Annotated in this window: 19 protein-coding genes and 1 pseudogene; 9 read left to right on the top strand and 11 right to left on the bottom strand. The window is 70.3% G+C overall.

Annotated elements, in window-relative coordinates; genetic code table 11:
• Positions 1–12 precede the first annotated feature (12 nt).
• The 4 genes and pseudogenes from cydB to ACWFR4_RS12930 all read left to right on the top strand — a co-directional run.
• Positions 13–1,017 (top strand): cytochrome d ubiquinol oxidase subunit II, encoded by a 1,005-nt coding sequence (gene cydB, locus ACWFR4_RS12945; RefSeq protein WP_453652341.1) that lies wholly within the window; start codon positions 13–15, stop codon positions 1,015–1,017.
• A 27-nt stretch (positions 1,018–1,044) separates the two neighbouring features.
• On the top strand, positions 1,045–4,539 hold the full coding sequence (gene cydD, locus ACWFR4_RS12940) for a thiol reductant ABC exporter subunit CydD (RefSeq protein ID WP_453652339.1): 3,495 nt from the start codon (positions 1,045–1,047) through the stop codon (positions 4,537–4,539).
• A 110-nt stretch (positions 4,540–4,649) separates the two neighbouring features.
• Entirely contained in the window at positions 4,650–6,395 is a 1,746-nt protein-coding gene (locus ACWFR4_RS12935; RefSeq protein ID WP_453652337.1) for a sensor histidine kinase, read from the top strand.
• 229 nt (positions 6,396–6,624) lie between these two features.
• Positions 6,625–6,955, top strand: a pseudogene (locus tag ACWFR4_RS12930) (M23 family metallopeptidase); the annotation flags it as partial.
• A 141-nt stretch (positions 6,956–7,096) separates the two neighbouring features.
• On the opposite strand, the gene ACWFR4_RS12925 reads toward ACWFR4_RS12930, so the two are convergent.
• The 7 genes from ACWFR4_RS12925 to ACWFR4_RS12895 form a co-directional block, all read right to left on the bottom strand.
• The gene (locus ACWFR4_RS12925) at positions 7,097–8,017 is read right to left on the bottom strand and encodes an HAD-IIB family hydrolase (protein ID WP_453652335.1); all 921 of its coding nucleotides are present in this window, start codon (positions 8,015–8,017) and stop codon (positions 7,097–7,099) included.
• A gap of 88 nt (positions 8,018–8,105) precedes the next feature.
• A complete protein-coding gene (locus ACWFR4_RS12920; RefSeq protein ID WP_326712136.1) occupies positions 8,106–9,044 on the bottom strand; it encodes an LLM class flavin-dependent oxidoreductase in 939 nt (312 codons plus the stop codon).
• A gap of 74 nt (positions 9,045–9,118) precedes the next feature.
• Positions 9,119–9,661 carry an RNA 2'-phosphotransferase gene (locus ACWFR4_RS12915; protein ID WP_453456526.1) on the bottom strand — a complete coding sequence of 181 codons (543 nt, stop codon included), beginning with the start codon at positions 9,659–9,661 and terminating at the stop codon, positions 9,119–9,121.
• Between the two features lie 114 nt (positions 9,662–9,775).
• A complete protein-coding gene (locus ACWFR4_RS12910; protein ID WP_453652333.1) occupies positions 9,776–10,726 on the bottom strand; it encodes a MerR family transcriptional regulator in 951 nt (316 codons plus the stop codon).
• Positions 10,727–10,826: 100 nt separating this feature from the next.
• Positions 10,827–11,771 carry a metal-dependent hydrolase gene (locus ACWFR4_RS12905; RefSeq protein ID WP_453652331.1) on the bottom strand — a complete coding sequence of 315 codons (945 nt, stop codon included), beginning with the start codon at positions 11,769–11,771 and terminating at the stop codon, positions 10,827–10,829.
• Entirely contained in the window at positions 11,768–13,549 is a 1,782-nt protein-coding gene (locus ACWFR4_RS12900; RefSeq protein ID WP_453652329.1) for an SDR family oxidoreductase, read from the bottom strand. The genes ACWFR4_RS12905 and ACWFR4_RS12900 overlap by 4 nt, the downstream gene beginning before the upstream one ends.
• Positions 13,549–14,391, bottom strand: coding sequence for a M24 family metallopeptidase (locus tag ACWFR4_RS12895; RefSeq protein ID WP_383530489.1), 843 nt, complete (start codon positions 14,389–14,391; stop codon positions 13,549–13,551). Before ACWFR4_RS12895 ends, ACWFR4_RS12900 begins: the two co-directional genes overlap by 1 nt.
• Before the next feature lie 243 nt (positions 14,392–14,634).
• On the opposite strand from ACWFR4_RS12895, the gene ACWFR4_RS12890 reads away from it, so the two are divergent.
• The 5 genes from ACWFR4_RS12890 to ACWFR4_RS12870 all read left to right on the top strand — a co-directional run bounded on the left by ACWFR4_RS12890 (position 14,635) and on the right by ACWFR4_RS12870 (position 18,471).
• Positions 14,635–15,600 carry an ABC transporter ATP-binding protein gene (locus ACWFR4_RS12890; RefSeq protein WP_100597170.1) on the top strand — a complete coding sequence of 322 codons (966 nt, stop codon included), beginning with the start codon at positions 14,635–14,637 and terminating at the stop codon, positions 15,598–15,600.
• Positions 15,590–16,495 carry an ABC transporter permease gene (locus ACWFR4_RS12885; RefSeq protein WP_100597169.1) on the top strand — a complete coding sequence of 302 codons (906 nt, stop codon included), beginning with the start codon at positions 15,590–15,592 and terminating at the stop codon, positions 16,493–16,495. The genes ACWFR4_RS12890 and ACWFR4_RS12885 overlap by 11 nt, the downstream gene beginning before the upstream one ends.
• Positions 16,492–17,403 (top strand): ABC transporter ATP-binding protein, encoded by a 912-nt coding sequence (locus tag ACWFR4_RS12880; RefSeq protein ID WP_453652326.1) that lies wholly within the window; start codon positions 16,492–16,494, stop codon positions 17,401–17,403. The genes ACWFR4_RS12885 and ACWFR4_RS12880 overlap by 4 nt, the downstream gene beginning before the upstream one ends.
• Positions 17,404–17,412: 9 nt before the next feature.
• Positions 17,413–18,132, top strand: a complete 720-nt coding sequence (locus tag ACWFR4_RS12875) for an ABC transporter permease (protein WP_116512136.1) — start codon at positions 17,413–17,415, stop codon at positions 18,130–18,132.
• Positions 18,133–18,246: 114 nt separating this feature from the next.
• Positions 18,247–18,471, top strand: coding sequence for an SGM_3592 family protein (locus ACWFR4_RS12870; protein ID WP_326712144.1), 225 nt, complete (start codon positions 18,247–18,249; stop codon positions 18,469–18,471).
• A 326-nt stretch (positions 18,472–18,797) separates the two neighbouring features.
• On the opposite strand, the gene ACWFR4_RS12865 is transcribed toward ACWFR4_RS12870, so the two are convergent.
• The 4 genes from ACWFR4_RS12865 to efeB form a co-directional block, all read right to left on the bottom strand.
• Complete coding sequence (locus ACWFR4_RS12865; protein ID WP_453456544.1) at positions 18,798–19,622, bottom strand: HAD family hydrolase; 825 nt, start codon at positions 19,620–19,622, stop codon at positions 18,798–18,800.
• Positions 19,619–20,896: a serine--tRNA ligase gene (gene serS / locus ACWFR4_RS12860; RefSeq protein ID WP_453456547.1), complete on the bottom strand. Its 1,278-nt coding sequence runs from the start codon at positions 20,894–20,896 to the stop codon at positions 19,619–19,621. The genes ACWFR4_RS12865 and serS overlap by 4 nt, the downstream gene beginning before the upstream one ends.
• Before the next feature lie 685 nt (positions 20,897–21,581).
• Complete coding sequence (gene pheA, locus ACWFR4_RS12855; RefSeq protein ID WP_453456550.1) at positions 21,582–22,517, bottom strand: prephenate dehydratase; 936 nt, start codon at positions 22,515–22,517, stop codon at positions 21,582–21,584.
• 10 nt (positions 22,518–22,527) lie between these two features.
• Positions 22,528–23,781: an iron uptake transporter deferrochelatase/peroxidase subunit gene (gene efeB / locus ACWFR4_RS12850; RefSeq protein ID WP_453652324.1), complete on the bottom strand. Its 1,254-nt coding sequence runs from the start codon at positions 23,779–23,781 to the stop codon at positions 22,528–22,530.
• Positions 23,782–23,789: the final 8 nt, after the last annotated feature.

Here is a 23,789-nt window from a genome sequence, read left to right as displayed (position 1 = left end):
AGCTGCTGAGGCATGGAACTTCACGACGTCTGGTTCGCACTCATAGCGGTCCTGTGGATCGGCTACTTCTTCCTGGAGGGATTCGACTTCGGCATCGGGGTCCTGACCAAGGTGCTCGCCCGCGGACGCACCGAGCGGCGCGTCCTGATCAACACCATCGGACCCGTCTGGGACGGTAACGAGGTGTGGTTGCTCACGGCCGGCGGTGCGACCTTCGCCGCCTTCCCGGACTGGTACGCGACGCTCTTCTCGGGCTTCTACCTGCCGCTCCTGATGATCCTGGTCTGCCTGATCGTGCGGGGTGTCGCCTTCGAGTACCGGGCGAAGCGGCCCGAGGAGAAGTGGCAGACCAACTGGGAGCACGCGATCTTCTGGACCTCGCTGATCCCGGCGGTGCTGTGGGGCGTGGCCTTCGGGAACATCGTGCGCGGCGTGAAGATCGACGCGCACAAGGAGTTCGTGGGCAGCTTCTGGGACCTGCTCAACCCGTACGCGATCCTCGGCGGTCTGGTGACGCTGACGCTGTTCACCTTCCACGGCGCGGTGTTCGCCTCACTCAAGACGGTGGGCGACATCCGGGTGCGGGCGCGGAAGATGGCGCTGGGGCTCGGTCTGGTGGCTGCGGCCTTCGCGCTCGCCTTCCTGATCTGGACCCAGGCCGACAAGGGCGACAGCTCGTCGCTGATCGCGATGATCGTCACGGTGGCCGCCCTCGCCGGCGCCATCGTCGCCATCAAGGCGGGGCGTGAGGGCTGGTCGTTCGCGCTGTCCGGCATCACGATCGCGGCAGCCGTCGCGATGCTCTTCCTGACGCTGTTCCCGAACGTCATGCCGTCTTCGCTCGACCCGGACTGGAGCCTCACGGTCACCAACGCCTCGTCGAGCCCTTACACCCTGAAGATCATGACTTGGTGCGCGGCGGTGGCGACGCCCATGGTGCTGCTCTACCAGTCGTGGACGTACTGGGTGTTCCGCAAGAGGATCGGCACGCAGCACATCGCCGACGCCGCACACTGAGCCCCTGATGACGAGGGTGTGTTTCACGTGAAACCGATCGACCAGCGCCTGCTCCGGTACGCCAGGGCCACTCGCCTCTTCCTGATCGCGGTGGTGGTCCTCGGCGTGGCCGGGGCGGGCCTGGTCATCGCTCAGGCGATGCTCATTGCCGAAGTGGTGGTGGGGGCCTTCGAGCACGGCCTTGATGTCTCCGCCCTGCGCACACCGCTCTTGCTGCTTGCGCTGGTGGCTGCCGGACGCGGTCTGGTCTCGTGGCTGACCGAGCTGGCCGCTCACCGGGCCAGCGCGGCGGTCAAGTCGGAGCTGCGCGGACGGCTCCTGGAGCGCGCCTCCCAGCTGGGCCCGGAGTGGCTCAGTGGGCAGCGGACCGGATCCCTGGTGGCGCTCGCGACGCGGGGTGTGGACGCGCTCGACGACTACTTCTCGCGCTATCTGCCGCAGTTGGGCCTCGCGGTGGTGGTGCCTGTGGCGGTGCTCGCGCGCATCGTCACCGAGGACTGGGTGTCCGCGGCGATCATCGTCTGCACCCTGCCCCTGATCCCCGTATTCATGATCCTCATCGGCTGGGCCACCCAGTCCCACATGGACCGTCAGTGGCAGCTCCTGTCCCGGCTTTCGGGTCACTTCCTGGATGTGGTCGCCGGCCTTCCGACGCTGAAGGTGTTCGGCCGGGCCAAGGCGCAGGCCGAGTCGATCCGCCGGATCACCGGCGAGTACCGGCAGGCGACGATGCGGACCCTGCGCATCGCCTTCCTGTCGTCGTTCGCCCTCGAACTGCTCTCGACACTGTCGGTCGCCCTGGTGGCCGTGACCATCGGCATGCGGCTCGTTCACGGCGACATGGACCTCTACGTGGGACTGGTCATCCTCGTCCTCGCACCCGAGGCCTATCTGCCGCTGCGTCAGGTCGGCGCCCAGTATCACGCGGCGGCCGAGGGGCTCGCCGCCGCGGAGGAGATCTTCGCCGTCCTGGAGACCCCGGTGCCGCAGTCCGGCGCCGGCGCGGTGCCCGCGGCCACCGGTATCTCCTTCGACGGAGTGACCGTCCGCTATCCCGGCCGGTCCGCGGACGCCGTCTCGGGGGCCGACTTCGAGGTCGCACCCGGGGAGACGGTGGCACTCGTCGGCCCGAGCGGCGTGGGCAAGTCGACGCTGCTGAGCGCGGCGCTCGGATTCGTCCGTCCCCAGGCCGGCCGGGTTCTCGTCGGAGGTGCCGATCTGGCCGGTCTCGACCGGGCGGCGTGGCACGCGCGCGTGGCCTGGGTGCCTCAGCGGCCTCAGTTGTACGCCGGGTCGATCGCGGACAACGTGCGGCTCGTGCGGCCCGACGCGTCGCCCGCTGAGGTCGAGGAGGCGTTGCGCGAGGCGGGGGCCCAGGACTTCGTCCGCGCGCTGCCCGACGGCGCGGACACCCTGCTCGGCGAGGACGGGGCCGGGCTCTCGGCCGGGCAGCGGCAACGGCTGGCCCTGGCACGGGCGTTCCTCGCCGACCGGCCCGTGGTGCTGCTGGACGAGCCGACGGCCGCGCTCGACGGCGAGACCGAGGCGGGGATCGTCGAGGCGGTCCGCAGGCTCGCCGCCGGCCGGACCGTCCTTCTGGTGGTGCACCGTCCCGCGCTGCTGGCCGTCGCCGACCGGGTGGTGCGTCTCGACGTACCGCGTTCCCCTGCGGTGGCGGGGGAGCCTGCGGTACGTCCTGTGCCGCCGGCGCTGGCGGCCGAACTGCCCGGCTCCGTAGAGGACGGTCACGAATCGGCCCTCTCCGGAGAGAGCCGGGGCAGTGTGCTCTCGCGGGTGCGAGGCGCCACACGGGCGCGGCGGGGGCGGCTTGCTCTCGCGCTGCTGCTCGGCGTGCTCGCCCTCGGCAGCGCCGTCGGGCTCATGGCAACCTCCGGGTGGCTCATCTCGCGGGCCTCGCAGCAGCCGCCCGTGATGTACCTGATGGTCGCCGTCACGGCGACCCGCGCCTTCGGGATCGGGCGCGCCTGCTTCCGGTACGGCGAGCGGGTCGTGTCGCACGACGCCGTGCTGCGGATGCTCGCGGACACCCGGGTCGCCGTCTACCGGCGGCTGGAGCGGCTCGCCCCAGCGGGCCTGCGCGCGACGCGCCGAGGCGATCTCCTCTCCCGGCTCGTCTCCGATGTGGACGCCCTCCAGGACTACTGGCTGCGCTGGCTGCTGCCCGCGTCGGCCGCCGCGGTGGTCGGTGCCGCCTCCGTCGCGTTCACCGCCTGGATGCTGCCCGCCGCCGGTGCCGTGCTCGCCGTAGGCCTGTTGCTCTCGGGGATCGGCGTGCCGCTGCTCTCCGGAGCCGTCGCCCGCCGCGCCGAGCGCCGGCTGGCCCCCGCGCGCGGGACGCTCGCCACCCGCGTGGCCGAACTCCTCACCGGCACCGCCGAACTGACCGTCGCGGGAGCGCTGCCCGCGCGCACCGCGCAGGCGAAGGCCGCCGACTCCGTGCTGACGCGGATCGCGTCCCGCGCCGCCACCGCCACCGCGCTGGGCGACGGTCTCACCGCGCTCATCACCGGTCTCACCGTGGCCGGTGCCGCGCTCGCCGGGGTGCAGGGAGTGCGCGAGGGCCGCCTCGACGGGGTCCAGCTCGCGGTCGTCGTCCTCACGCCGCTGGCCGCGTTCGAGGCCGTCATGGGACTCCCACTCGCCGTGCAGTACCGCCAGCGGGTCAAGAAGAGCGCCGAACGTGTCCACGAGGTCCTGGACGCGCCGGACCCCGTACGGGAGCCGGAATCGCCCGCGCAGGCGCCGCAGGACCCCTTCCCTCTGCTGGTGCGCGGTCTCGCCGCGCGCCACGACGGGCAGGGCAGGGACGCGCTCCGCGGGGTCGACCTCACGCTGGAGCGGGGCCGCAGGGTCGCCGTCGTCGGCCCGTCGGGATCCGGAAAGACGACGCTCGCCCAGGTCCTGCTGCGGTTCCTGGACGCGGGCGAGGGGGCGTACACCCTGGCCGGGCAGGACGCGTACGGGCTCGAAGGGGATGCGGTGCGGCGGCTTGTCGGGCTGTGCGCGCAGGACGCGCACCTCTTCGACAGCTCGGTGCGCGAGAACCTGCTCCTTGCCAAGAAGGACGCCACCGACGACGAACTGCGCGAAGTCCTGGCCGCCGCGCGCCTCCTGGAGTGGGCCGATTCGCTGCCCGACGGGCTCGGCACCCTCGTCGGCGAACACGGCGCGCGCCTGTCCGGAGGCCAGCGGCAGCGGCTCGCCCTGGCCCGCGCCCTGCTCGCCGACTTCCCCGTCCTCGTGCTCGACGAGCCCGCCGAGCACCTCGACCTGCCGACGGCGGACGCGCTCACGGCGGACCTCCTGTCCGCGACCGAGGGCCGCACGACGCTGTTGATCACGCACCGGATGGCCGGCCTCGACGCCGTGGACGAGGTGATCGTCCTCGACGCGGGGCGGGTCGTGCAGCGCGGCAGGTACGAGGATCTGATGGCGGTCGACGGGCCGTTGCGCGTGCTGAGGGAACGCGAGCGGGAGGCGGAGCTGTTGGTGGCCGGGTAGCCATGTGGCCGGGTGGCCATCCGTACCGGGCGGCCTCGCGTACCGGGTGGCCGGGCAGTGGCCCGTAACGCCGACTTTCCTCTCCAAATGGGACTAACTAGTCTCGAGGCATGTCAGCTGCACCGGTGCCCGGCGCCACCCCACCGTCCGACGGCGAGCGGGACTCCTCCGACGCGCTGGAGGCGGCGACGCAGGCGACGCGCGGGCTCCAGGGACTGTCTGCCGAGCTGACCGCGCGGGTGCCACAGCTGCTCGAAGCGATGCGCTCCGTGGGCACCGGTCTGGAACTGCACTCCACCCTCGACCGCATCTGCGAGACGGCCGCCGAACTCGCCGACGCCCGCTACGCGGCGATCGGCGTCGTCTCCGAGGACGGCGAGGCACTCTCGGACTTCGTCTTCCACGGAGTCGACGTGGAGACGGCGGAGCTCATCGGGCGGCTCCCCGACGGCCACCACGGGCTCCTCGGAGCGCTCATCCACGACCCGGGCCCGGTACGCCTCGCGAACCTGGCCGACGACTCGCGCTCCTGCGGCTTTCCGGTCCACCACCCGCCGATGCGGACCTTTTTGGGCGTCCCCATCCGTGTACAGGGGGAGATCTTCGGCAACCTCTATCTGACGGAGAAGCACGGCGGGGTCGAGTTCAACGACTACGACCTGAACATGGTCCGCGTCCTCGCCACGGAGGCCGGCATCGCCATCGGCAACGCGCGCCTGTACGAGGCCGCCAGGCAGCGCGAGCGGTGGATCGACGGATCGGTGGCCGTCACGACCGCCCTGTTGTCCGGCAGTGACGCCGAGGAAGCCCTCCAGGTCGTCGCCGAACAGGCCAGGCACCTGTCGGGCTCGGCGGCCGGCATCGTCCTCCTGCCGGCCGAGGAGGGCGGCATGGAGATCGTCGCCGTCTCGTCGGACGAGCCGTCGCAGGCCCTTGGCGTGATCATCCCGGCCGAGAGCGAGATCGTCGCCGAACTCCTGGGCGGCGCGACGGTGTTCGTCGACGACGCGTCCACCGACCCGCGTATACTGACCGATCTCGCGCGCGACTACGGTCCCGCGATGATGCTGCCCCTCCAGAGCGACGGCCGCGTCCTCGGCACACTCGTGACGCCACGCGCGCGTGGCGCCCAGCCCTTCACCGACGCGGAGCGCACCCTCGCCACCCAGTTCGCCTCGCAGGCCGCACTCGCGCTGAAGATGGCGGAGGCGCAGCGCGACCGGGAGCGGCTCGCGGTGTACGAGGACCGCGACCGGATCGCCCGCGATCTCCACGACCTCGTCATCCAGCGCCTGTTCGCCACCGGGATGATGCTGGAGAGCGCCCAGCGCAGGTCCGTCGTGCCCGAGGTGCAGGTCGGTGTCGGCAAGGCCGTCGACGAGCTGGACGTCACCATCCAGGAGATCCGCACGGCCATCTTCGCGCTCCAGCAGGGGCCCGCCGAGGCGCCCTCGGGCCTGCGCACACGCGTCCTGCGCGAGATCAACATGGCGGCCGTGCCGCTCGGCTTCAAGCCCACGCACCACTTCGTCGGCGCTGTCGACACCGTGGTCGGCGAACTCGCCGGCAAGAACCTCATCGCGGCCCTGCGGGAGGCGCTGTCCAACGCGTTCCGGCACGCGGAGGCTGCCCGTATCGACGTGGTCGTCGACGCGAACGTCACGCTCCCCGACGGGCAGCGCGGTGTCCGGCTGACGGTCTCCGACGACGGCGTCGGCATCCCGGAGGGCGGCCGGCGCAGCGGCCTCAAGAACCTCAAGCTGCGGGCCGAGTCCCTGGGCGGCGACAGCTGGTACGGGCCGGGCATCGGCGAGGACGGGGGCGGCACGACGGTGGTCTGGCAGGCGCCTCACTGAGGGCGCGACCCAGGTACCGCGCCTGGCCCTGTTCGGGGGGTATGTATCTGAGCCGTACGGGGCGCCCGCTCCCCCCGGCGTACGAGTTCAGCAGGCCGTCGCCGTAAGCCCCGGGTCACGATCCGAGACATGCGCCGACGCCATAGTCGTCCTCTTGCCGTACCGGTCCTGCTGCGCGCGCTGATCGCGTTCGCCGGGACCCGCACGCAGGCGTCCGAAGGGTCCGACGAGCCGGCACACCGGCCAGGGCTTCGCGGTCGGCATCGGGACACCGGTGCGGGCCGTCGGGGACGGCCGCGTGGTGAGCGTGTCCTGCGGCGGCGCCTTCGGCATCGAGATCGTCGTGAGCCACCCGGGCGGCTTCTACACGCAGTGCGCGCACTTGGCCGCCGTCACGTTCGACCAGGGGGAGCGGGTGCGTACGGGCAGTGGATCGGTCAGTCGGGGACGAGCGGCAACTCGACCGGCCGCACCTGCACTTCGAGGTCCGTCTCATGCCGTACCTCCGGTCGGGAATCGACCCGGTGCCGTGGCTCGCGGAGCATGGGGTGCCGCTTTAAGGGCGGGGACCATGCGCGGGGCGGGCTATGTGTGGGGCGGTGTGTGTGCGGGTCGAGACCATGTGCGGGTCGGACTCACGTGCGGGTCGGACTCACTTGCGGGCCGGACCCACGTGTGGAGGACCGTTTCTTCCAGTGCTCCTAGGAGTCGCCCGGTGCGCCGTCCCCGGAGGGCTGACGCGCCGCCAGGATCTGTTCGATGACCGCGGCCACGCCGTCCTCGTTGTTCGGCACCGTGTGGCCCGACGCGGCGGCGAGCACGTCCGGGTGCGCGTTGCCCATCGCGAACGAGGTGCCGGCCCAGCGGAGCATCTCCATGTCGTTGGGCATGTCCCCGAAGGCGACGACCTCGGCCGCCGTGATGCCGCGCTCGGCGCAGCACAGCGCGAGGGTGCTGGCCTTGGATACGCCGGGGCCGCTGATCTCCAGGAGCGCGCTGGGGCTGGAACGGGTGATCGCCGCGCGGTCGCCGACGGCCGCGCGGGCGAGGGCGAGGAACTCGTCGGGGGCGAGATCCGCGTGGTACGCGAGCAGCTTGAGGACGGGCTGGTCCGCGCAGGGCGAGCCGTCGGCGAGGAGCTTCTCGGCGGCCGCGACGCTCTCCCCCGCCTCCAGGTGCAGCGGCGGGTACGTCGGCTCGTGGTGGAGGCCGCCGGTCCGCTCGACGGCGAAGGCCGTGCCGGGCGCTGCGGCGCGCAGGATGTGTACGACGTCGAGGGCGATCTCGGGGGCGAGGTCCCTGACCTTCACGAACCGGTGGCGACCGGGGCCGCCGTGCAGGTCCACCACGGCCGCGCCGTTCCCGCAGATCGCCAGGCCGTGGCCGTGCACGTGGGCGCTGACGACGTCCATCCAGCGGGCCGGTCTGCCGGTCACGAAGAAGACCTCGATGCCCGCCTGTTCGGCGGCGGCGAGCGCGGCGACCGTCCGCGGCGAGACGGACTTGTCGTCGCGCAGCAGCGTGCCGTCCAGGTCCGTGGCGACGAGCCGGGGCGCGGGGGCGTTGGCGGCCGGGGTCCAGGGCCGAGGAGTCGGTGAGGTCACCGCACTATTGTCCCGCATATGCGCGCACGGGCGTGCGGTGGGGCGCGCAGATGAGTACGGTCCTCGCGCAGGCGCCCCACCGGTTCCGCCGGGTTGCCGCGGGGCCTCAGCCGAGCTGGGCGAGGGCCTCCGTGGCGATGCTTTCGAAGACCTTCTGGTCGGCGGCGAACTCCGAGTCGGGGATGGGCCAGTGGATCACGATCTCGGTGATGCCCAGGGCGGCGTGCTTGCCGGCGAAGTCGACGAAGGCGTCCACGGACTCCAGCGGACGGCTGCGGTCCGGGGTGAACCCGGTGAGGAGGACCTTGTCGAGTTCGGCGGCGTCCCGGCCGATCTCGGCACAGGCGTCGGCGAGCTTGGCGGCCTGTCCGCGAATGGCTTGAATCGACTCCTCGGGCGTGCCCGTCTCGAACAGCTTCGGGTCGCCCGTCGTCACCCACGCCTGCCCGTGCCGGGCGGCCAGCTTCAGTCCGCGAGGTCCCGTCGCGGCCACCGCGAAGGGCAGCCGTGGCCGCTGCACACAGCCCGGGATGTTCCGCGCCTCCTGCGCCGAGTAGAACTCACCGTCGTACGTCACCGAGTCCTCGCTCAGCAGCCGGTCGAGCAGCGGAACGAACTCGGCGAAATGGTCGGCCCGTTCGCGCGGGGTCCACGGCTCCTCGCCGGCCTTCAGGAGCGTCGTCGCGTCGAAGCCGTTGCCGCCCGCGCCGATACCGAGGGTGATCCGGCCACCGGAGATGTCGTCGAGGGAGATCAGTTCCTTGGCCAGCGTGACCGGGTGCCGGAAGTTCGGCGAGGTGACGAGTGTGCCGAGGCGCATCCGCTCCGTGACGGACGCGGCGGCGGTCAGGGTCGGTACGGCGCCGAACCACGGGCCGTCGCGGAAGGTCCGCCAGGCCAGGTGGTCGTAGGTGTACGCGGTGTGGAAGCCCAGCTCCTCGGCGCGCTGCCACGCGGCTCGGCTGCCCTCGTGCCAGCGGCGGTAGGGCAGGATCACGGTGCTCAGGCGCAGGGCGGGCGTGGGCTGACGGGGCTGATCGCTCATGCCCCAGAGCCTAAGCGGCGCGCGCCGGGGGTGATGGCGGCGTGGGGGACCGCGTCTCGCGGGGCCGGTCGGTCTCAGCCGGGAAACCGCAGGTAGCGGGGTGGAACGGCCTCCGTGAGCCAGACGCCGTTGGCGCTGACGCGGAACATGTGGCCGTCCCGGTGCATCGCTCCCGCGTCGACGGACAGCACGACGGGGCGGCCACGGCGGGCGCCGACGCGGGTGGCGGTCTCGCGGTCGGGCGAGAGATGGACGTCGTGCCGGCTCATGGGCCGCAGCCCCTCGGCGCGGATCGCGTCCAGGGCAGCGGCGACGGTGCCGTGGTAGAGGTACGCGGGCGGTGTCGCCGGGGGCAGTCCGAGGTCGACATCCACGGTGTGGCCCTGGCTGGCGCGGATCCGGGAGCCATCGATCGCGAAGCGCCGCTTGTCGTTGGCGGCGACGACATGGTCGAGCTCGGCCCGCGTGATGCGGAAGCCGTGGGCGGCGGCCGCGGCGAGCAGCGTCCCGATCTCGACCCAGCCGCCCTCGTCGAGGGTCAGCCCGATCCGCTCCGGCTGGTGGCGCAGATGCTTCGAAAGGTACTTCGACACCTTGACGGTGCGTCTTTCATCCATCCCATCAGAGTGGCGGGCGTCTCACTCCTCGGCACGTGATTTTTCTGTTCGCAGGTTTGATCCACAGCCAAGTCCGGTTATCCACAGGGGATTTGGCGATTCTGTGGACAACCGTCATGCCGTTGGCGGCATTTGGTCAACAGAGGCGGAATTGCGGTAGCTTGAGGCAAGAGCATCCAATGCTCTTGCTTGTACTTCCCGTTCGGCCGCCGCGGCGATGAACTCGGCGACGCTTTTGGCGCCAACGAGGCTCTGTACGGCACGGATCGTGTCGGCGGGAAGAGCAACCGAATGGGCCTCCTCCACATGCGAGGTGACCGGGCCCTCCGACAGGTGCCGGTGGAGGTGCCGAGTGGCGAACAGCTTCATGGCACGTGCCAGTTCGGCGTCGACCGACTGCTGCGCGAGCGGCCGGAGTCTGCGTACGAGCGAGGCCGCCTCGGCCGCTTCCGCGTCCGTGGGGGGCAACGGGCCGAGGTAGCGCGCGAAGACATGCTCGGTCGTGAACTCCAGGAAACGGGTGGCGATGTGCTCGATCTGCCCCCTCAACTCCCTTAGATGAGCGGAGATCGCGGGCAGCGGGACGCCGGATGCGTGCAACTCGGCTGCCACTGCCAGCTCTTGAGGGCTCGGCACCAGGAACTCGTCCTCGTGCCCCGGGATCTGCTCCAGGATCCCGAGCGCCACCGCGTCGGCGATGGCCGCCTCGTCCTCGCTGCCTCCGAACCGTGCCGCGAGATCGGCGCGCGAGATCCGGTCGGCCTCCTCGTCGCTCCACGGCCCGTCGACCTCCGCGACCAGGCCGAGCACACCACCTAGCCCGCGCCCCGCGTCCCACGCCTCGAGCAGCTCTTTGATCGAGGCCAGGGTGTACCCGCGGTCGAGGAGGTCGGCGATCTGCCGCAGCCGGGCCAGATGCGCATCCCCGTACACATTGGCCCTGCCGCGCCGCTCGGGGCGGGGGAGGAGTCCGCGGTCCTGGTAGGCGCGGATGGTGCGGACCGTGGCGCCGCTGCGGTGCGCCAGGTCCTCGATCCGGTACTCGGCCACAGCCTGCTCCGTCACGCTTCACATCCCTCTGCCGTGCCTGTGGCCGCCGTGCCTGTGGGAAGGCGGCGCCGCCCCGTATTCGGACGCCGACCGCGTGTGGGCCGGACGAAAGTCCCTAGGACAGAGCGGTCCGGCCGATCGCGCCCGCCGCCGTCCTGGCCGCGGGCGACTGCGCCAGATACTCGACGGCCTTGCGCAGCGACCCCTCCTGCGAGGGATGGTACGACCGCCGCAGATAGCGGGGTATCGCCGCACCCAGCTCCCGCCAGCTGGGCAGCAGTCCCTTGCGCACCGCCCTGTTGTGTTCCGCCAGCGAGTAGCGCATCCGTCCGGCGAGCTGCGGGTCGTGGCGTATGAGATACGCCGCGCCCCAGGCCCACAGGTACAGCATCACGGGAGCGGTGACGGCCATGCCCGCGAGCCGGCGGGCGTAGCGGGGCAGGCCCTCGCCGCCGCAGTGCTGGTACATGTCGAACGCGACCACGCGGTGCTCGACCTCCTCCGCGCCGTGCCAGCGCAGCAGGTCGAGCATGACCTCGTCCGTACCCGCCGCGTCGAGCCCTTCGGCGTGCAGTACCCAGTTCCCCAGGACCGCGGTGAACTGCTCGATCGCCGCGACGACGGAGAGCCGGAAGCGTAGCCACTCCTGGGTGGAGACCGGGGCGCCCAGCGGCGGCCGCTCGCCGAGGAGCTTCTCGAAGAGGAAGTCGACGTACTTCGTGAAGTCCCCGGTGTCGAGCCGCTGCGCGGCCAGATGGTCGAGCACGTACGCGTGCTGCACGCTGTGCGTGGCCTCCTGGCCCATGAACCCCTTGACGTCCCCCAGCAGTTCGGGATCGTCGACGAGCGGCAGGCCCTCCTTGAAGACCTTCACGAACCACCGCTCCCCCGCCGGGAGCAGCAGGTGCAGCACGTTGATGACGTGCGTCGCCGTGGGCTCGTCCGGTATCCAGTGCAGCGGCGTCGTCTCCCAGTCGAAGGAGACACGGCGCGGGGTGATCGCGTAGTGCCCGGTGGGCTCCGTGTGTCCGGTGTGCCCGGTGCTCTCCTCGGTGCTCACAACGGCGGCTCCAAGCGTGCGACGGCGCGCAGGGCCTTGGGCATGAAGCGGGACATGAGGTGGGCGCCACGGGCCTCCGGTGTGACCGGGACGACCGCCTGATTGCGTACGACGGCGGTCAGGATCGCGTCGGCGACCTTCTCCGGCGGGTAGTTGCGCAGGCCGTACAGGCGCGAGGACTTCTTCTGGCGGCGCTTCTCCTCCTCGGCGTCGACCCCGGCGAAACGGGCCGTCGCCGTGATGTTCGTGTTCACGAGGCCGGGACAGATCGCGGAGACACCGATCCCCTGGCCCGCCAGCTCGGCGCGCAGGCACTCGCTGAGCATGAGGACGGCCGCCTTGGACGTGCTGTAGGCGGGCAGCGCCTTGGAGGGCTGGAACGCCGCGGCGGACGCCGTGTTCACGATGTGGCCGCCCTGTCCGCGCTCGGCCATCTGCTTGCCGAACAGGCGGCAGCCGTGGATGACGCCCCACAGATTGACGTCGAGGACCTTCTTCCAGTCCTCCGGTGTGGTGTCGAAGAAGGACCCGGACAGGCCGATGCCCGCGTTGTTCACCAGCACGTCGACGATGCCGTATTCGGCGGCGACCTTCTCGGCGAGCTTCTCCATGGCCTGTTCGTCGGTGACGTCCACGGTCTCGGCCCATGCCTGGGGGGCGCCTATGAGTTGGGCCATCTCGGCGGTGCGGGCGGCGCTCTCCGTGTCCCGGTCGACGGCCACCACGCGCGCGCCGGCCTCGGCGAATGCGAAGGCGGTGGCCCGCCCGATCCCGCTGCCCGCGCCGGTGACCAGCACGAGCTGGCCGCCGAAGCGCTCGGCGTGCTTGCCCGTGGCCTTCGTGCGGTGTGCGGGCACGCCCGCCTCCCGCTCCTCGTTCGCCAGGACGAACTCGCTGATCCACGCGGACAGTTGATCCGGCCGGGTGCGCGGCACCCAGTGCTTGGCCTGCAGCGTGCGACGGACCAACCCCGGTGCCCACAGCTCCAGTTCGTCATAGAGCCGCTCGGACAGGAAGATGTCGCCGAGGGGCAGGACGAGCTGCACCGGCACGTGCGCGTACGCGTCAGCGCGTGGCCTGCTCAGCCGCGCCCGTACGTTGTCCCGGTAGAGCCAGGCGCCGTGGGCGGCGTCCGAGGGCAGGGACGGCGTCGGGTAGTCGCCCGCCGGCACCTTCTCCATGCGTTCGAGGATCTTCGGCCAGCGCTTGCCGAGTGGCCCGCGCCAGGCGAGCTCGGGCAGCACGGGCGTGTGCAGCATGTACACGTACCAGGACTTGGCGCCCTGGCCGAGCAGCTGGCCCACCCTGCGGGGCGTCGGCCGCGCCATGCGCTTCTTGATCCAGTGCCCGAAGTGGTCGAGCGACGGGCCGGACATCGAGGTGAAGGACGCGATCCTGCCCTCGGTGCGCTGGACCGTGGCGAACTCCCAGGACTGCACCGAACCCCAGTCGTGGCCGACCAGATGGACCGGCTCGTCCGGGCTGACCGCGTCGGCGACCGCGAGGAAGTCGTCCGTCAGCTTCTCCAGCGTGAACCCGCCGCGCAGCGGCGTCGGCGCCGTCGACCTGCCGTGGCCCCGTACGTCGTACAGGACCACATGGAAGCGGTCGGCGAGCCGCTCGGCGACCTCCGACCACACCTCCTTGGAGTCCGGGTACCCGTGCACGAGCACCACCGTGGGCCGGGTCGGGTCGCCCAGCTCGGCCACGCACAGCTCGATACCGCCCGTGCTCACCCAGCGCTCCCGCGCTCCGGCCAGCCCCTTGAGTTCCGCCATCAGATGCCCTCCGCCCAGCGCCGCACATGCGGCAGATCGTCGTCCAGCCAGAACGCGCTCTGCTCGGGGTCCTTGGAGTCGGTGACGACCAGGATCTCCTCGAACTTCGCGCCCGTACCCCGGAATCCGAGGTGCGGCTCCACCGCCCACAGGCCCGGCTGCGGCGGATGGTCGGAGAACTTGTACGGCGACCACAGCGGGGACCAACCGTCCCGGTGCCCATGGATCGCGTCGCTCGCGAGTCCCTTCAGGGACTGCGTGCCGAAGCCGAACAGCGTCGGGGAGATCCGGCGCTCCTTGACCCGGTCCACCTTGTGCGCGATCACCCCGAACGGGTACGCGCGATGCCGGTTCGCATAGCCCTGGCGGACCATGAGGCGGTCCACGTCCTCGTAGATCTCCCGCAGGGAACGGCGCTCACGGACCTCGCGCACTATCAGCTCGCGGTGCGCCTCGAGGTCGGCGAGCAGCTTGTCCTGCACGGGATTGAGGCCGAGCGAGCCCGAGTAGCCGATGTCCGCCGTACAGCCCTTGTAGACCGGGGCCATGTCGAGGATGAACGGCATCCCCGCCTCCAGCTTCCGGTTCGTCGGGAAGAACTGGAGCGGGATCCGGAAGCCGGCGAACGCCGTGCGGTCGCCGAACCAGGCGAACGGCAGATGGAACCAGTCGCGCACCCCGCGCTCCCGCAGCCACTCCCGCTGCATCCGGGCGGCCTCGCGCTCCGTCACGCCCGGCTTGAGCTGCGCCGCGACCGCCTCCGCGCACTCGTACGCGAGGGACTGGACTTCTCTGAACCCCCGCAGCTCCGCGGAGAGTTCACGTACCACTGCTGGGGTCATGCCACCGTCCGTCCGTGTCCGGTCCGTTGCCGTACGCGCTCGTAACTTGACACTGATGAATGTGACAATGGTTGGAGGCTGCGTCAAGGGGTGTGCACGGGCGCCTGTGGAAAACTCCGGGAGCTCACGGAGGGCGACTCAGGGAGGAACCCCTAGGGACCCGTAGTACTCGAGTCTGAGACGGGGACAAGCCCCTGGTCTGACGATCCGTGTGGTCTGCGCCACTACCTTCGAGGTGTGACTGTGATCGCGACCGAAAGCCTGAGCAAGCGGTTCCCCCGGGTGACCGCGCTTGACCGGCTCTCCATGGACATCGGGCCCGGTGTGACGGGACTCGTCGGAGCCAATGGAGCCGGCAAGTCCACACTGATCAAGATCCTTCTGGGTCTGTCCCCCGCCACGGAGGGCCGCGCCGCCGTGCTCGGCCTCGACGTGGCCACTGAAGGCGCCGCCATCCGCGAACGCGTCGGCTACATGCCGGAGCACGACTGCCTGCCGCCCGACGTCTCGGCCACCGAGTTCGTCGTCCACATGGCGCGCATGTCGGGCCTGCCGCCCACCGCGGCTCGCGAGCGCACCGCCGACACCCTCCGCCACGTCGGCCTCTACGAAGAGCGCTACCGCCCCATCGGCGGCTACTCGACGGGCATGAAGCAGCGCGTGAAGCTCGCGCAGGCTCTTGTCCACGACCCGCAGCTGGTCTTCCTCGACGAACCGACGAACGGTCTCGACCCGGTCGGCCGTGACGACATGCTCGACCTGATCCGCCGCGTACACACCGACTTCGGCATCTCGGTCCTCGTCACCTCGCACCTTCTGGGCGAGCTCGAGCGCACCTGTGACCACGTCGTCGTGGTCGACGGAGGAAAGCTCCTGCGCTCCAGTTCCACCACGGACTTCACCCAGACCACGACGACTCTGGCGATCGAGGTCACCGACTCCGACGAACACCCGGACGGCACGCGCGCGTTGCGCGAGGCCTTCGCCCTGCGCGGCATCGAGACCGCGACCGGCGGAGAGCTGCCCGGCGCCGGACACACGGTGCTGATCACCACCCAGAGCGACGACACCTACGACCTCGTGCGCGACATCGTCGCCGAGCTCGGCCTCGGGCTGATCCGGATGGAACAGCGCAGGCACCACATCGCGGAAGTCTTCCGCTCAGAGACGGACAACGAGCGGAAGGAGGCGGTCACCCATGGCGGTTGAGCAGTCCCTCACCCCCGCCGGTGAGCAGACCCGCATCCACAACATCGGCTACCGCCACTACGACGGCCCGCGCCTCGGCCGCGCCTACGCCCGCCGCTCGCTCTTCTCCCAGAGCCTGCGCGGCGCCTACGGCCTCGGCCGCTCGGCCAAGTCCAAAGTGCTGCCGATGCTGCTCTTCGTCGTCATGTGCGTCCCCGCGCTGATCATGGTCGCGGTGGCCGTCACCACCAAGATGAAGGACCTGCCGGTCGACTACACGCGCTACGCGATCCTCCTGCAGGCCGTCATCGGTCTCTATCTCGCCTCCCAGGCACCCCAGTCCGTCTCGCGCGACCTGCGCTTCAAGACGGTCCCCCTGTACTTCTCCCGCCCCATCGAGCGCGGTGACTACGTCCTGGCGAAGTTCGCGGCCATGACCTCCGCCCTCTTCGCCCTCACGGCGGCCCCGCTGATCGTGCTCTATGTAGGCGCGCTGCTCGCCAAGCTCGACTTCGCCGAGCAGACCAAGGGATTCGCCCAGGGACTGGTCTCCGTGGCTCTGCTCTCGCTGCTCTTCGCCGGCATCGGCCTCGTCGTCTCGGCGGTCACCCCCCGCCGCGGCTTCGGCATCGCCGCCGTCATCGCCGTCATGACCATCTCCTACGGAGCGGTCTCCACCGTCCAGGCCATCGCCGACTCGCAGGACAACGGCGGCGCGATCACGTGGCTCGGCCTCTTCTCGCCGGTCACCCTCATCGACGGCGTGCAGACCGCCTTCCTCGGCGCCACCTCCGCCTTCCCCGGCGGACACGGCCCCTCGACCGGCCAGGGCGTCGTCTATCTGCTCGTCGTGCTCGGACTCATCGCGGGCTGCTACGGCCTCCTGATGCGCCGCTACCGGAAGGTCGGACTGTGACCACGATCAACATCGACCACGTATCGCGCTGGTTCGGCAACGTGGTGGCGGTCAACGACATCACGATGACGATCTCCCCCGGCGTCACCGGGCTCCTCGGCCCGAACGGCGCGGGAAAGTCCACCCTCATCAACATGATGGGTGGCTTCCTCGCCCCGTCGAACGGGACGGTCACCCTCGACGGGGAGCCGATCTGGCGCAACGAACAGGTCTACCGCCACATCGGCATCGTCCCCGAGCGCGAGGCGATGTACGACTTCCTCACCGGCCGCGAATTCGTCGTCGCCAACGCCGAGTTGCAGGGCCTTGGCACGCACGAGGCGCAGAAGGCGCTGGCCACGGTCGAGATGGAGTACGCGCAGGACCGCAAGATCTCGACGTACTCCAAGGGCATGCGGCAGCGCGTGAAGATGGCGTCAGCCCTTGTCCACGAGCCGTCCGTGCTGCTGCTCGACGAGCCGTTCAACGGCATGGACCCGCGCCAGCGCATGCAGCTCATGGACCTCCTGCGCCGCATGGGCGCCGAGGGCCGCACGGTCCTCTTCTCGTCCCACATCCTCGAAGAGGTCGAACAGCTCGCCTCCCACATCGAGGTGATCGTCGCCGGGCGCCACGCGGCCGGCGGGGACTTCCGCAAGATCCGCCGCCTGATGACCGACCGCCCGCACCGCTATCTCATCCGCTCCAGTGACGACCGCGCCCTCGCGGCCGCGCTGATCGCGGACCCGTCCACCACGGGCATCGAAGTCGACCTCAAGGAGGGCGCGTTGCGCGTCCAGGCCGTCGACTTCGGCCGGTTCACCACCCTGCTGCCCCAGGTCGCCAAGGCCCACGGCATCAGACTGCTCACGGTCTCGCCGTCCGACGAGTCCCTCGAGTCCGTGTTCTCGTATCTGGTCGCGGCGTAGGAGGCCCTGATGTACGACCCCACTGTCGCCCGGCTCACCTACCGAGCCCTGCTCGGCCGCCGCCGGGCCCTCATCCTGTGTGCCCTGCCTGTCCTGCTCATCGCCATCTCCGCGCTCGTGCGCGGCCTCACCGGAGCGGACGACCAGATCGCCGCCGACGTCCTGGGCGGGTTCGCGCTCGCCACGATGGTGCCGATCATCGGCGTCATCGCGGGCACGGGCGCGATCGGCCCGGAGATCGACGACGGTTCCGTCGTCTACCTCCTCGCGAAGCCGATCAAGCGCCCGACGATCATCTTCACCAAGCTGATCGTCGCCATCGCCGTGACGATGGCGTTCTCCGCGGTCCCCACGCTCATCGCGGGCCTGATCCTGAACGGGAACGGGCAGCAGATCGCCGTCGCCTACACGATCGCGGCCCTCGTCGCCTCCATCGCGTACGCCGCGCTGTTCCTGCTCCTCGGCACGATCACGCGCCACGCGGTGGTCTTCGGTCTCGTCTACGCCCTGGTCTGGGAGGCGCTCTTCGGGTCGCTCGTGGCCGGTGCGCGCACCCTCAGCGTGCAGCAGTGGTCCCTCGCCGTGGCCCACAAGGTGGCGGGCGGCGACCTGATCACCTCGGACGTCGGCCTGCCCCTCGCCACCGTCCTGCTCGCCGGGGTCACCGTGCTCGCCACCTGGTACGCGGGCCAGAAGCTGCGCACGCTGAAGCTCGCCGGCGAGGAGTGACGGCTCTTGACAGCGGCTTCACCCTCCCACCAGGACACTGGTCGGGAGGGTGACCTGTTTTCCAGGGGAGCGAACCGTTTTCCAGGAAGGCGACCCGTTCCAGGAGGAGTGGAGATGGCGGCGGATCCGGAGCACGAGCGGGACGAGACGTGGGAGGACGTGACCTTCGACGAGGACTTCATACGGTCCGCCGAGACCACGGAGCCGTCCGCGAGGGCCCGCATGCTCGCCGCCCGCTGGCGGAACGAGTCGCCCGAGCCCCAGCCGTGGCGCTCCGACAAGCCCCCCGCGGGCTGGTTCTTCAGCCGCGCCCGACGCCGCAAGTGGCGCAGACGCTAGCCGCGTCCCGGTCCCGGTTTTATTCGGTGGCACCCAACTCCCAGTAGGGGCACAGTAGTTCTGTAACCGCGCCGCGCACGGCGCCCGCCTGCTGGGAGAGGAGCGAGACGATGTCGGTCAAGATTCCGTCGAGCTCCCGGCAGGGCAGCCCACGGCGGGCTCCGGAGTAGTTACTCACTCCGTACGAGCCGGCTCACGGGGAGGCTGCCCGGGGCGGCCGCTTCGAGCGCGCACCTTCCGGGTGCGCGGGCCGCCCACCCAGAATTTTCGATGCCGCGCCCTTCGGGGGAACGGCAGCCGCAGACGGCCGCGGCGACGGCAGGCCGTCAGCCCAGCAGGCGTTCCAGGACCACCGCGATGCCGTCGTCCGCGTTCGACGTCGTGACCTCGTCCGCGACGGCCTTGAGCTCCGCGTGGGCGTTGGCCATCGCCACGCCGTGCGCCGCCCAGCCGAACATCGGGATGTCGTTGGGCATGTCGCCGAAAGCGATCGTGTCGGCCGCCTTCGCGCCCAGTCGGCGCGCGGCGAGCGAGAGACCGGTCGCCTTGGACAGACCGAGCGGCAGCAGCTCGACTATGCCCTCGCCCGCCATGGTGACGCCCACCAGATCACCGGCCACGGCCAGCGCCACGGCGGCCAGCTCGTCGTCGGTCATGCCGGGGTGCTGCACGTACACCTTGTTCAGCGGTGCTTTCCAGAGCTCGGTGACATCCGTGAACGGGATGACCGGCAGGGGGCCTTCCTGCACCTGGTAGCCGGGCCCCACGATGACCTCGCCCTCGAGGCCGTCACGGCTCGCGGCCAGGGCCAGCGGCCCGGTCTCCGCCTCGATCTTGGAGAGCGCGAGACCGGCCAGCTGCCGGTCGAGCGTCACCGACGTCAGCAGCCGGTGCTCGCCGGCGTGATAGACCTGCGCGCCCTGCCCGCACACCGCGAGGCCCTCGTAACCGAGGTCGTCGAGGATGTGCCGGGTCCAGGGCACGGCCCGCCCGGTCACGATGATGTGGGCGGCGCCCGCCGCGGTGACCGCGGTGAGCGCCTGACGCGTCCGCTCGGAGACCGTGTCGTCGGGCCGCAGGAGCGTCCCGTCGAGATCGGTCGCGACGAGTTTGTACGGGAACGGGTGAACGAGCGGAGCAGGGTGGCTCACTTGTTGATCGGCTCCAGGATCTTTCGGCCCCCCAAGTACGGACGCAGCACCTCGGGCACCCTCACGGAGCCGTCGGCCTGCTGGTGATTCTCAAGGATGGCCACGATGGTGCGCGGCACCGCGCACAGCGTGCCGTTGAGCGTCGCCAGCGGCTGCACCTTCTTGCCGTCGCGCATCCGGATGGACAGGCGACGGGCCTGGAAGCCGTCACAGTTCGACGCCGAGGTCAGCTCGCGGTATTTGCCCTGCGTCGGGATCCACGCCTCGCAGTCGAACTTGCGCGAGGCCGAGGACCCGAGGTCGCCCGTCGCCACATCGATGACCTGGAAGGGCAGCTCGAGGCCGGTCAGCCACTGCTTCTCCCACTCCAGAAGCCTCTTGTGCTCGGCCTCGGCGTCCTCGGGAGCGACGTACGAGAACATCTCGACCTTGTCGAACTGGTGCACGCGGAAGATGCCCCGGGTGTCCTTGCCGTACGTACCGGCCTCGCGGCGGAAGCACGGCGAGAAGCCGGCGTAACGCAGCGGCAGCTTGTCCGCGTCGAGGATCTCGTCCATGTGGTACCCGGCGAGCGCGACCTCGGAGGTGCCGACCAGGTAGTAGTCGTCCTTCTCCAGGTGGTAGACGTTCTCCGCGGCCTGGCCGAGGAAGCCCGTGCCCTCCATGGCGCGCGGACGCACCAGGGCGGGCGTCAGCATCGGGATGAAGCCGGCCTCGGTGGCCTGCGCGATCGCCGCGTTCACCAGGGCGAGCTCGAGGAGCGCGCCGACGCCCGTCAGGTAGTAGAAGCGCGAGCCCGATACCTTGGCGCCGCGCTCGACGTCGATGGCGCCGAGCGCCTCGCCGAGCTCCAGGTGGTCCTTGGGCTCGAAGCCCTCGGCGCCGAAGTCACGGATCGTGCCGTGCGTCTCGAGGACGACGAAGTCCTCCTCGCCGCCGACCGGGACATCCGTGTGCACGATGTTGCCCAGCAGGAGGGCGAGGCGCTGGGTCTCCTCGTCGGCCTCGCGCTGCTCGGCCTCGGCGCTCTTGACGGCGGCGGAGAGCTCGCCGGCCTTCTTCAGGAGCTCCTGCTTCTCGTCGGCGGGGGCCTTGGGGATCAGCTTGCCGAGCGACTTCTGCTCGGAACGGAGCTCGTCGAAGCGGAGCCCGGACGACCTGCGCCGCTCGTCGGCGGAGAGCAGGGCGTCGACGAGCGCGACGTCCTCTCCACGGGCGCGCTGGGAGGCGCGAACACGGTCGGGGTCCTCACGGAGCAGGCGAAGGTCAATCACCCCTCAAGGCTACCGGTGCGCGGTTCCACCGCACGAACCGATATCCCGTGCGTTACCTTATGACCGATATGCCGGAATATGAATTCGGCAATGCGAGGTCAAGCGCGACGAAGCGCGTGGCCGAAATGGATCTTCTCGGGACCGGTCGGACGCTGTGGGCGCCGGTCAATGAAAAGGGCCCCATTCCCCGAAATGGGGCAGACGCGGCACGGCCGCTTGACCAAATCCCCTTGTATGCAGCGGGACTTGGGGGCGGGGTTGTCCACAGGAATGCGGCTCTCCGAAAAGTTATCCACAGGCTGTGCGAAAGATCTGTGGACACCGGAAGAGATCGTTCTGAAAGCCGCATGCGCGGCGAAGGATTCCCGATCCAAACCCATCTCACACGCACTTTCGAGTGGAAATGGTTCGCTCTATAGAGTTGATCAAAGGAAAAGAGTGGACGAGGGGTGACGTGAGCGCCTGTGGACGGACTTGAGGGCTGTAGGGCGATTTGTCGACCATGTAGCGAGATGGTGTCGACTTGTCCCCAGGTCGAGAAGCACACCTGTGGATAACTTCTGTGGATGGCGAAAATCTGCAGGTAGGACTGGTTCTCGGAACGTCGAAATCCGGCGCCCGAAGACGCCGGAAAGCCCTCGGAACCCGTATGCCCGAAGGCTCCGCGACCTGGAACCCGAAGGCGTCAGAAACGGCCGTCCTGGCAGCGCGCGAGCCAGTCGGACGCCGCCATGAAGTCGCTGTCGGACGTCCCTGTTCGCGGAGTCCGGACGTCCGCCCTGGTGACCCCGGCCCTCGGATACGAGCCCAGGAAGCGCACCTGCGGGCAGACCCGCTTGAGCCCCATCAGCGCCTCGCCCACGCGGCGGTCCGAGATGTGGCCCTCCGCGTCGATGGCGAAGCAGTAGTTCCCGATGCCCTCACCGGTCGGCCGGGACTGCAGCAGCATCAGGTTGACGCCGCGCACCGCGAACTCCTGGAGCAGTTCGAGCAGCGCGCCCGGGTGGTCGTCGCGCTGCCAGATGACCACGGAGGTCTTGTCCGCACCGGTGGGCGCCGCGGGGCGGGCCGGCTTGCCGACGAGGACGAACCGCGTCTGTGCGTTCTCCGCGTCGTGGATCTCGGTGACCAGCGGCACCAGGCCGTAGCGCTCGGCCGCGAACTCGCCCGCGAACGCCGCGTCGTAGCGGCCCTCCTGCACCAGGCGCGCGCCGTCCGCGTTGGACGCCGCCGACTCCCACGTCACGTCCTCGGCGAGATTCGCCTTCATCCAGTTGCGGACCTGCGGCTGAGCCGCCGGGTGGGCCGTCACCGTCTTGATGTCCGACGCCTGCGTACCGGGCCTGACCAGCAACGCGAAGGTGATGGAGAGCAGTACCTCGCGGTAGATCATCAGCGGCTCGCCGGCCACCAGCTCGTCGAGCGTGGTCGTGATGCCACCCTCGACGGAGTTCTCGATCGGCACGAACGCGGCCTCGGCCTCGCCGTTGCGTACGGCGTCGAGTGCAGCGGGCACGGACACCACCGGAACGAGTTCCCGGGTGGCGGTCTCCGGGAGCGTGCGCAGAGCAACCTCGGTGAAGGTGCCCTGGGGTCCGAGATACGCGTAACTGGCTGACATATTGGTCACCCTAATCGGCCTCCAGCAACGCCTGCCCCACGTAATCGCCCTCGCCTGCCCCGCCGGGCACCGCGAACAGCCCGCTCGACTCGTGACGGATGAAGTCCGACAGGGCGTCTCCCCGGTCGAGCTTGCGCTGCACCGGGACGAAGCCCCGCAGGGGGTCCGCCTGCCAGCAGACGAAGAGCAGCCCGGCGTCCGGCACCCCGTCGTGACCTATGCCGTCGTGGTACGAGAACGGGCGGCGGACCATCGCGGCGCCGCCGTTCTGGTCGGGCCGGGTGATGCGCGCGTGGGCGTTGATGGGGATGACGAGCTTGCCGTCGGCGCCGGTCTTCTCCAGGTCCGGCTCCGTGGTCTCGGTGCCGCCGGTCAGGGGCGCGCCGTCGGACTTCTTGCGTCCGATGACGTCGTCCTGCGCCTTCCCCGACAGCTTCTCCCAGTCGTCGAGCAGCATGCGGATGCGTCGTACGACGGCGTACGAGCCGCCGGCCATCCAGGCGGGTTCGCCCGAAGCGGGCACGAAGATCCGCTTGTCGAAGTCGGCGTCGGCCGGCTTCGGGTTGTTCGTTCCGTCGATCTGTCCCATGAGGTTGCGGGCGGTCATGGGGTGGGAGGTGGCGCCGGGCGAGCGGTTGAAGCCGTTCATCTGCCAGCGCACCCGGGCCGCTTCCCCCGCGTCCCCCTGGACCGCGCGCAGTGCGTGGAACGCGACCAGCGCGTCGTTCGCGCCGATCTGCACCCACAGGTCGCCGTTGCTGCGGGCCTTGTCGAGGTGGTCGGAGAAGAAGTCGGGCAGTGGGTCGAGGGCGGCCGGGCGCTGCTTCTCCAGCCCCGTACGGGAGAAGAAGCTGTGGCCGAAGCCGAAGGTGAGCGTCAGCGAGGAAGGGCCGGCGTCGCGGGCGACATCGGTGTCGGAGTCGCCGAGCGTCTCGCCGGCCATCAGCCGCTGGGCGGTTGCCGACCAGCGGCGCATCAGGGCCGCTGCTTCCTTGCGCCCGGCGCCCGGCGCGAGATCGAAGGCGATCAAGTGCCCGCGGGACTGCGTCGGGGTTGTGATGCCGGGCTGATGTTTCCCGTGAAACATCACGCGGTCCGCGCCGAGGGAGGTCAGCGACGCGGCGGCGTCGGGGGAGTTCGACGACGCGGTCGCGTACCCGGCGGCGCCGCCCACGGCGCCCAGGGCGAGGCCCGTCGCGCCCGCGGTACCGAGGAGTCGCCGTCGGGAGATGCCGGAGTCGGTCCGGTTCTCGGAGTCAGCCATGGTGGGGG

It is taken from the genome of Streptomyces sp. NPDC055140 (assembly GCF_053607285.1).
This window is presented reverse-complemented; position numbering and strand designations above follow the sequence as displayed.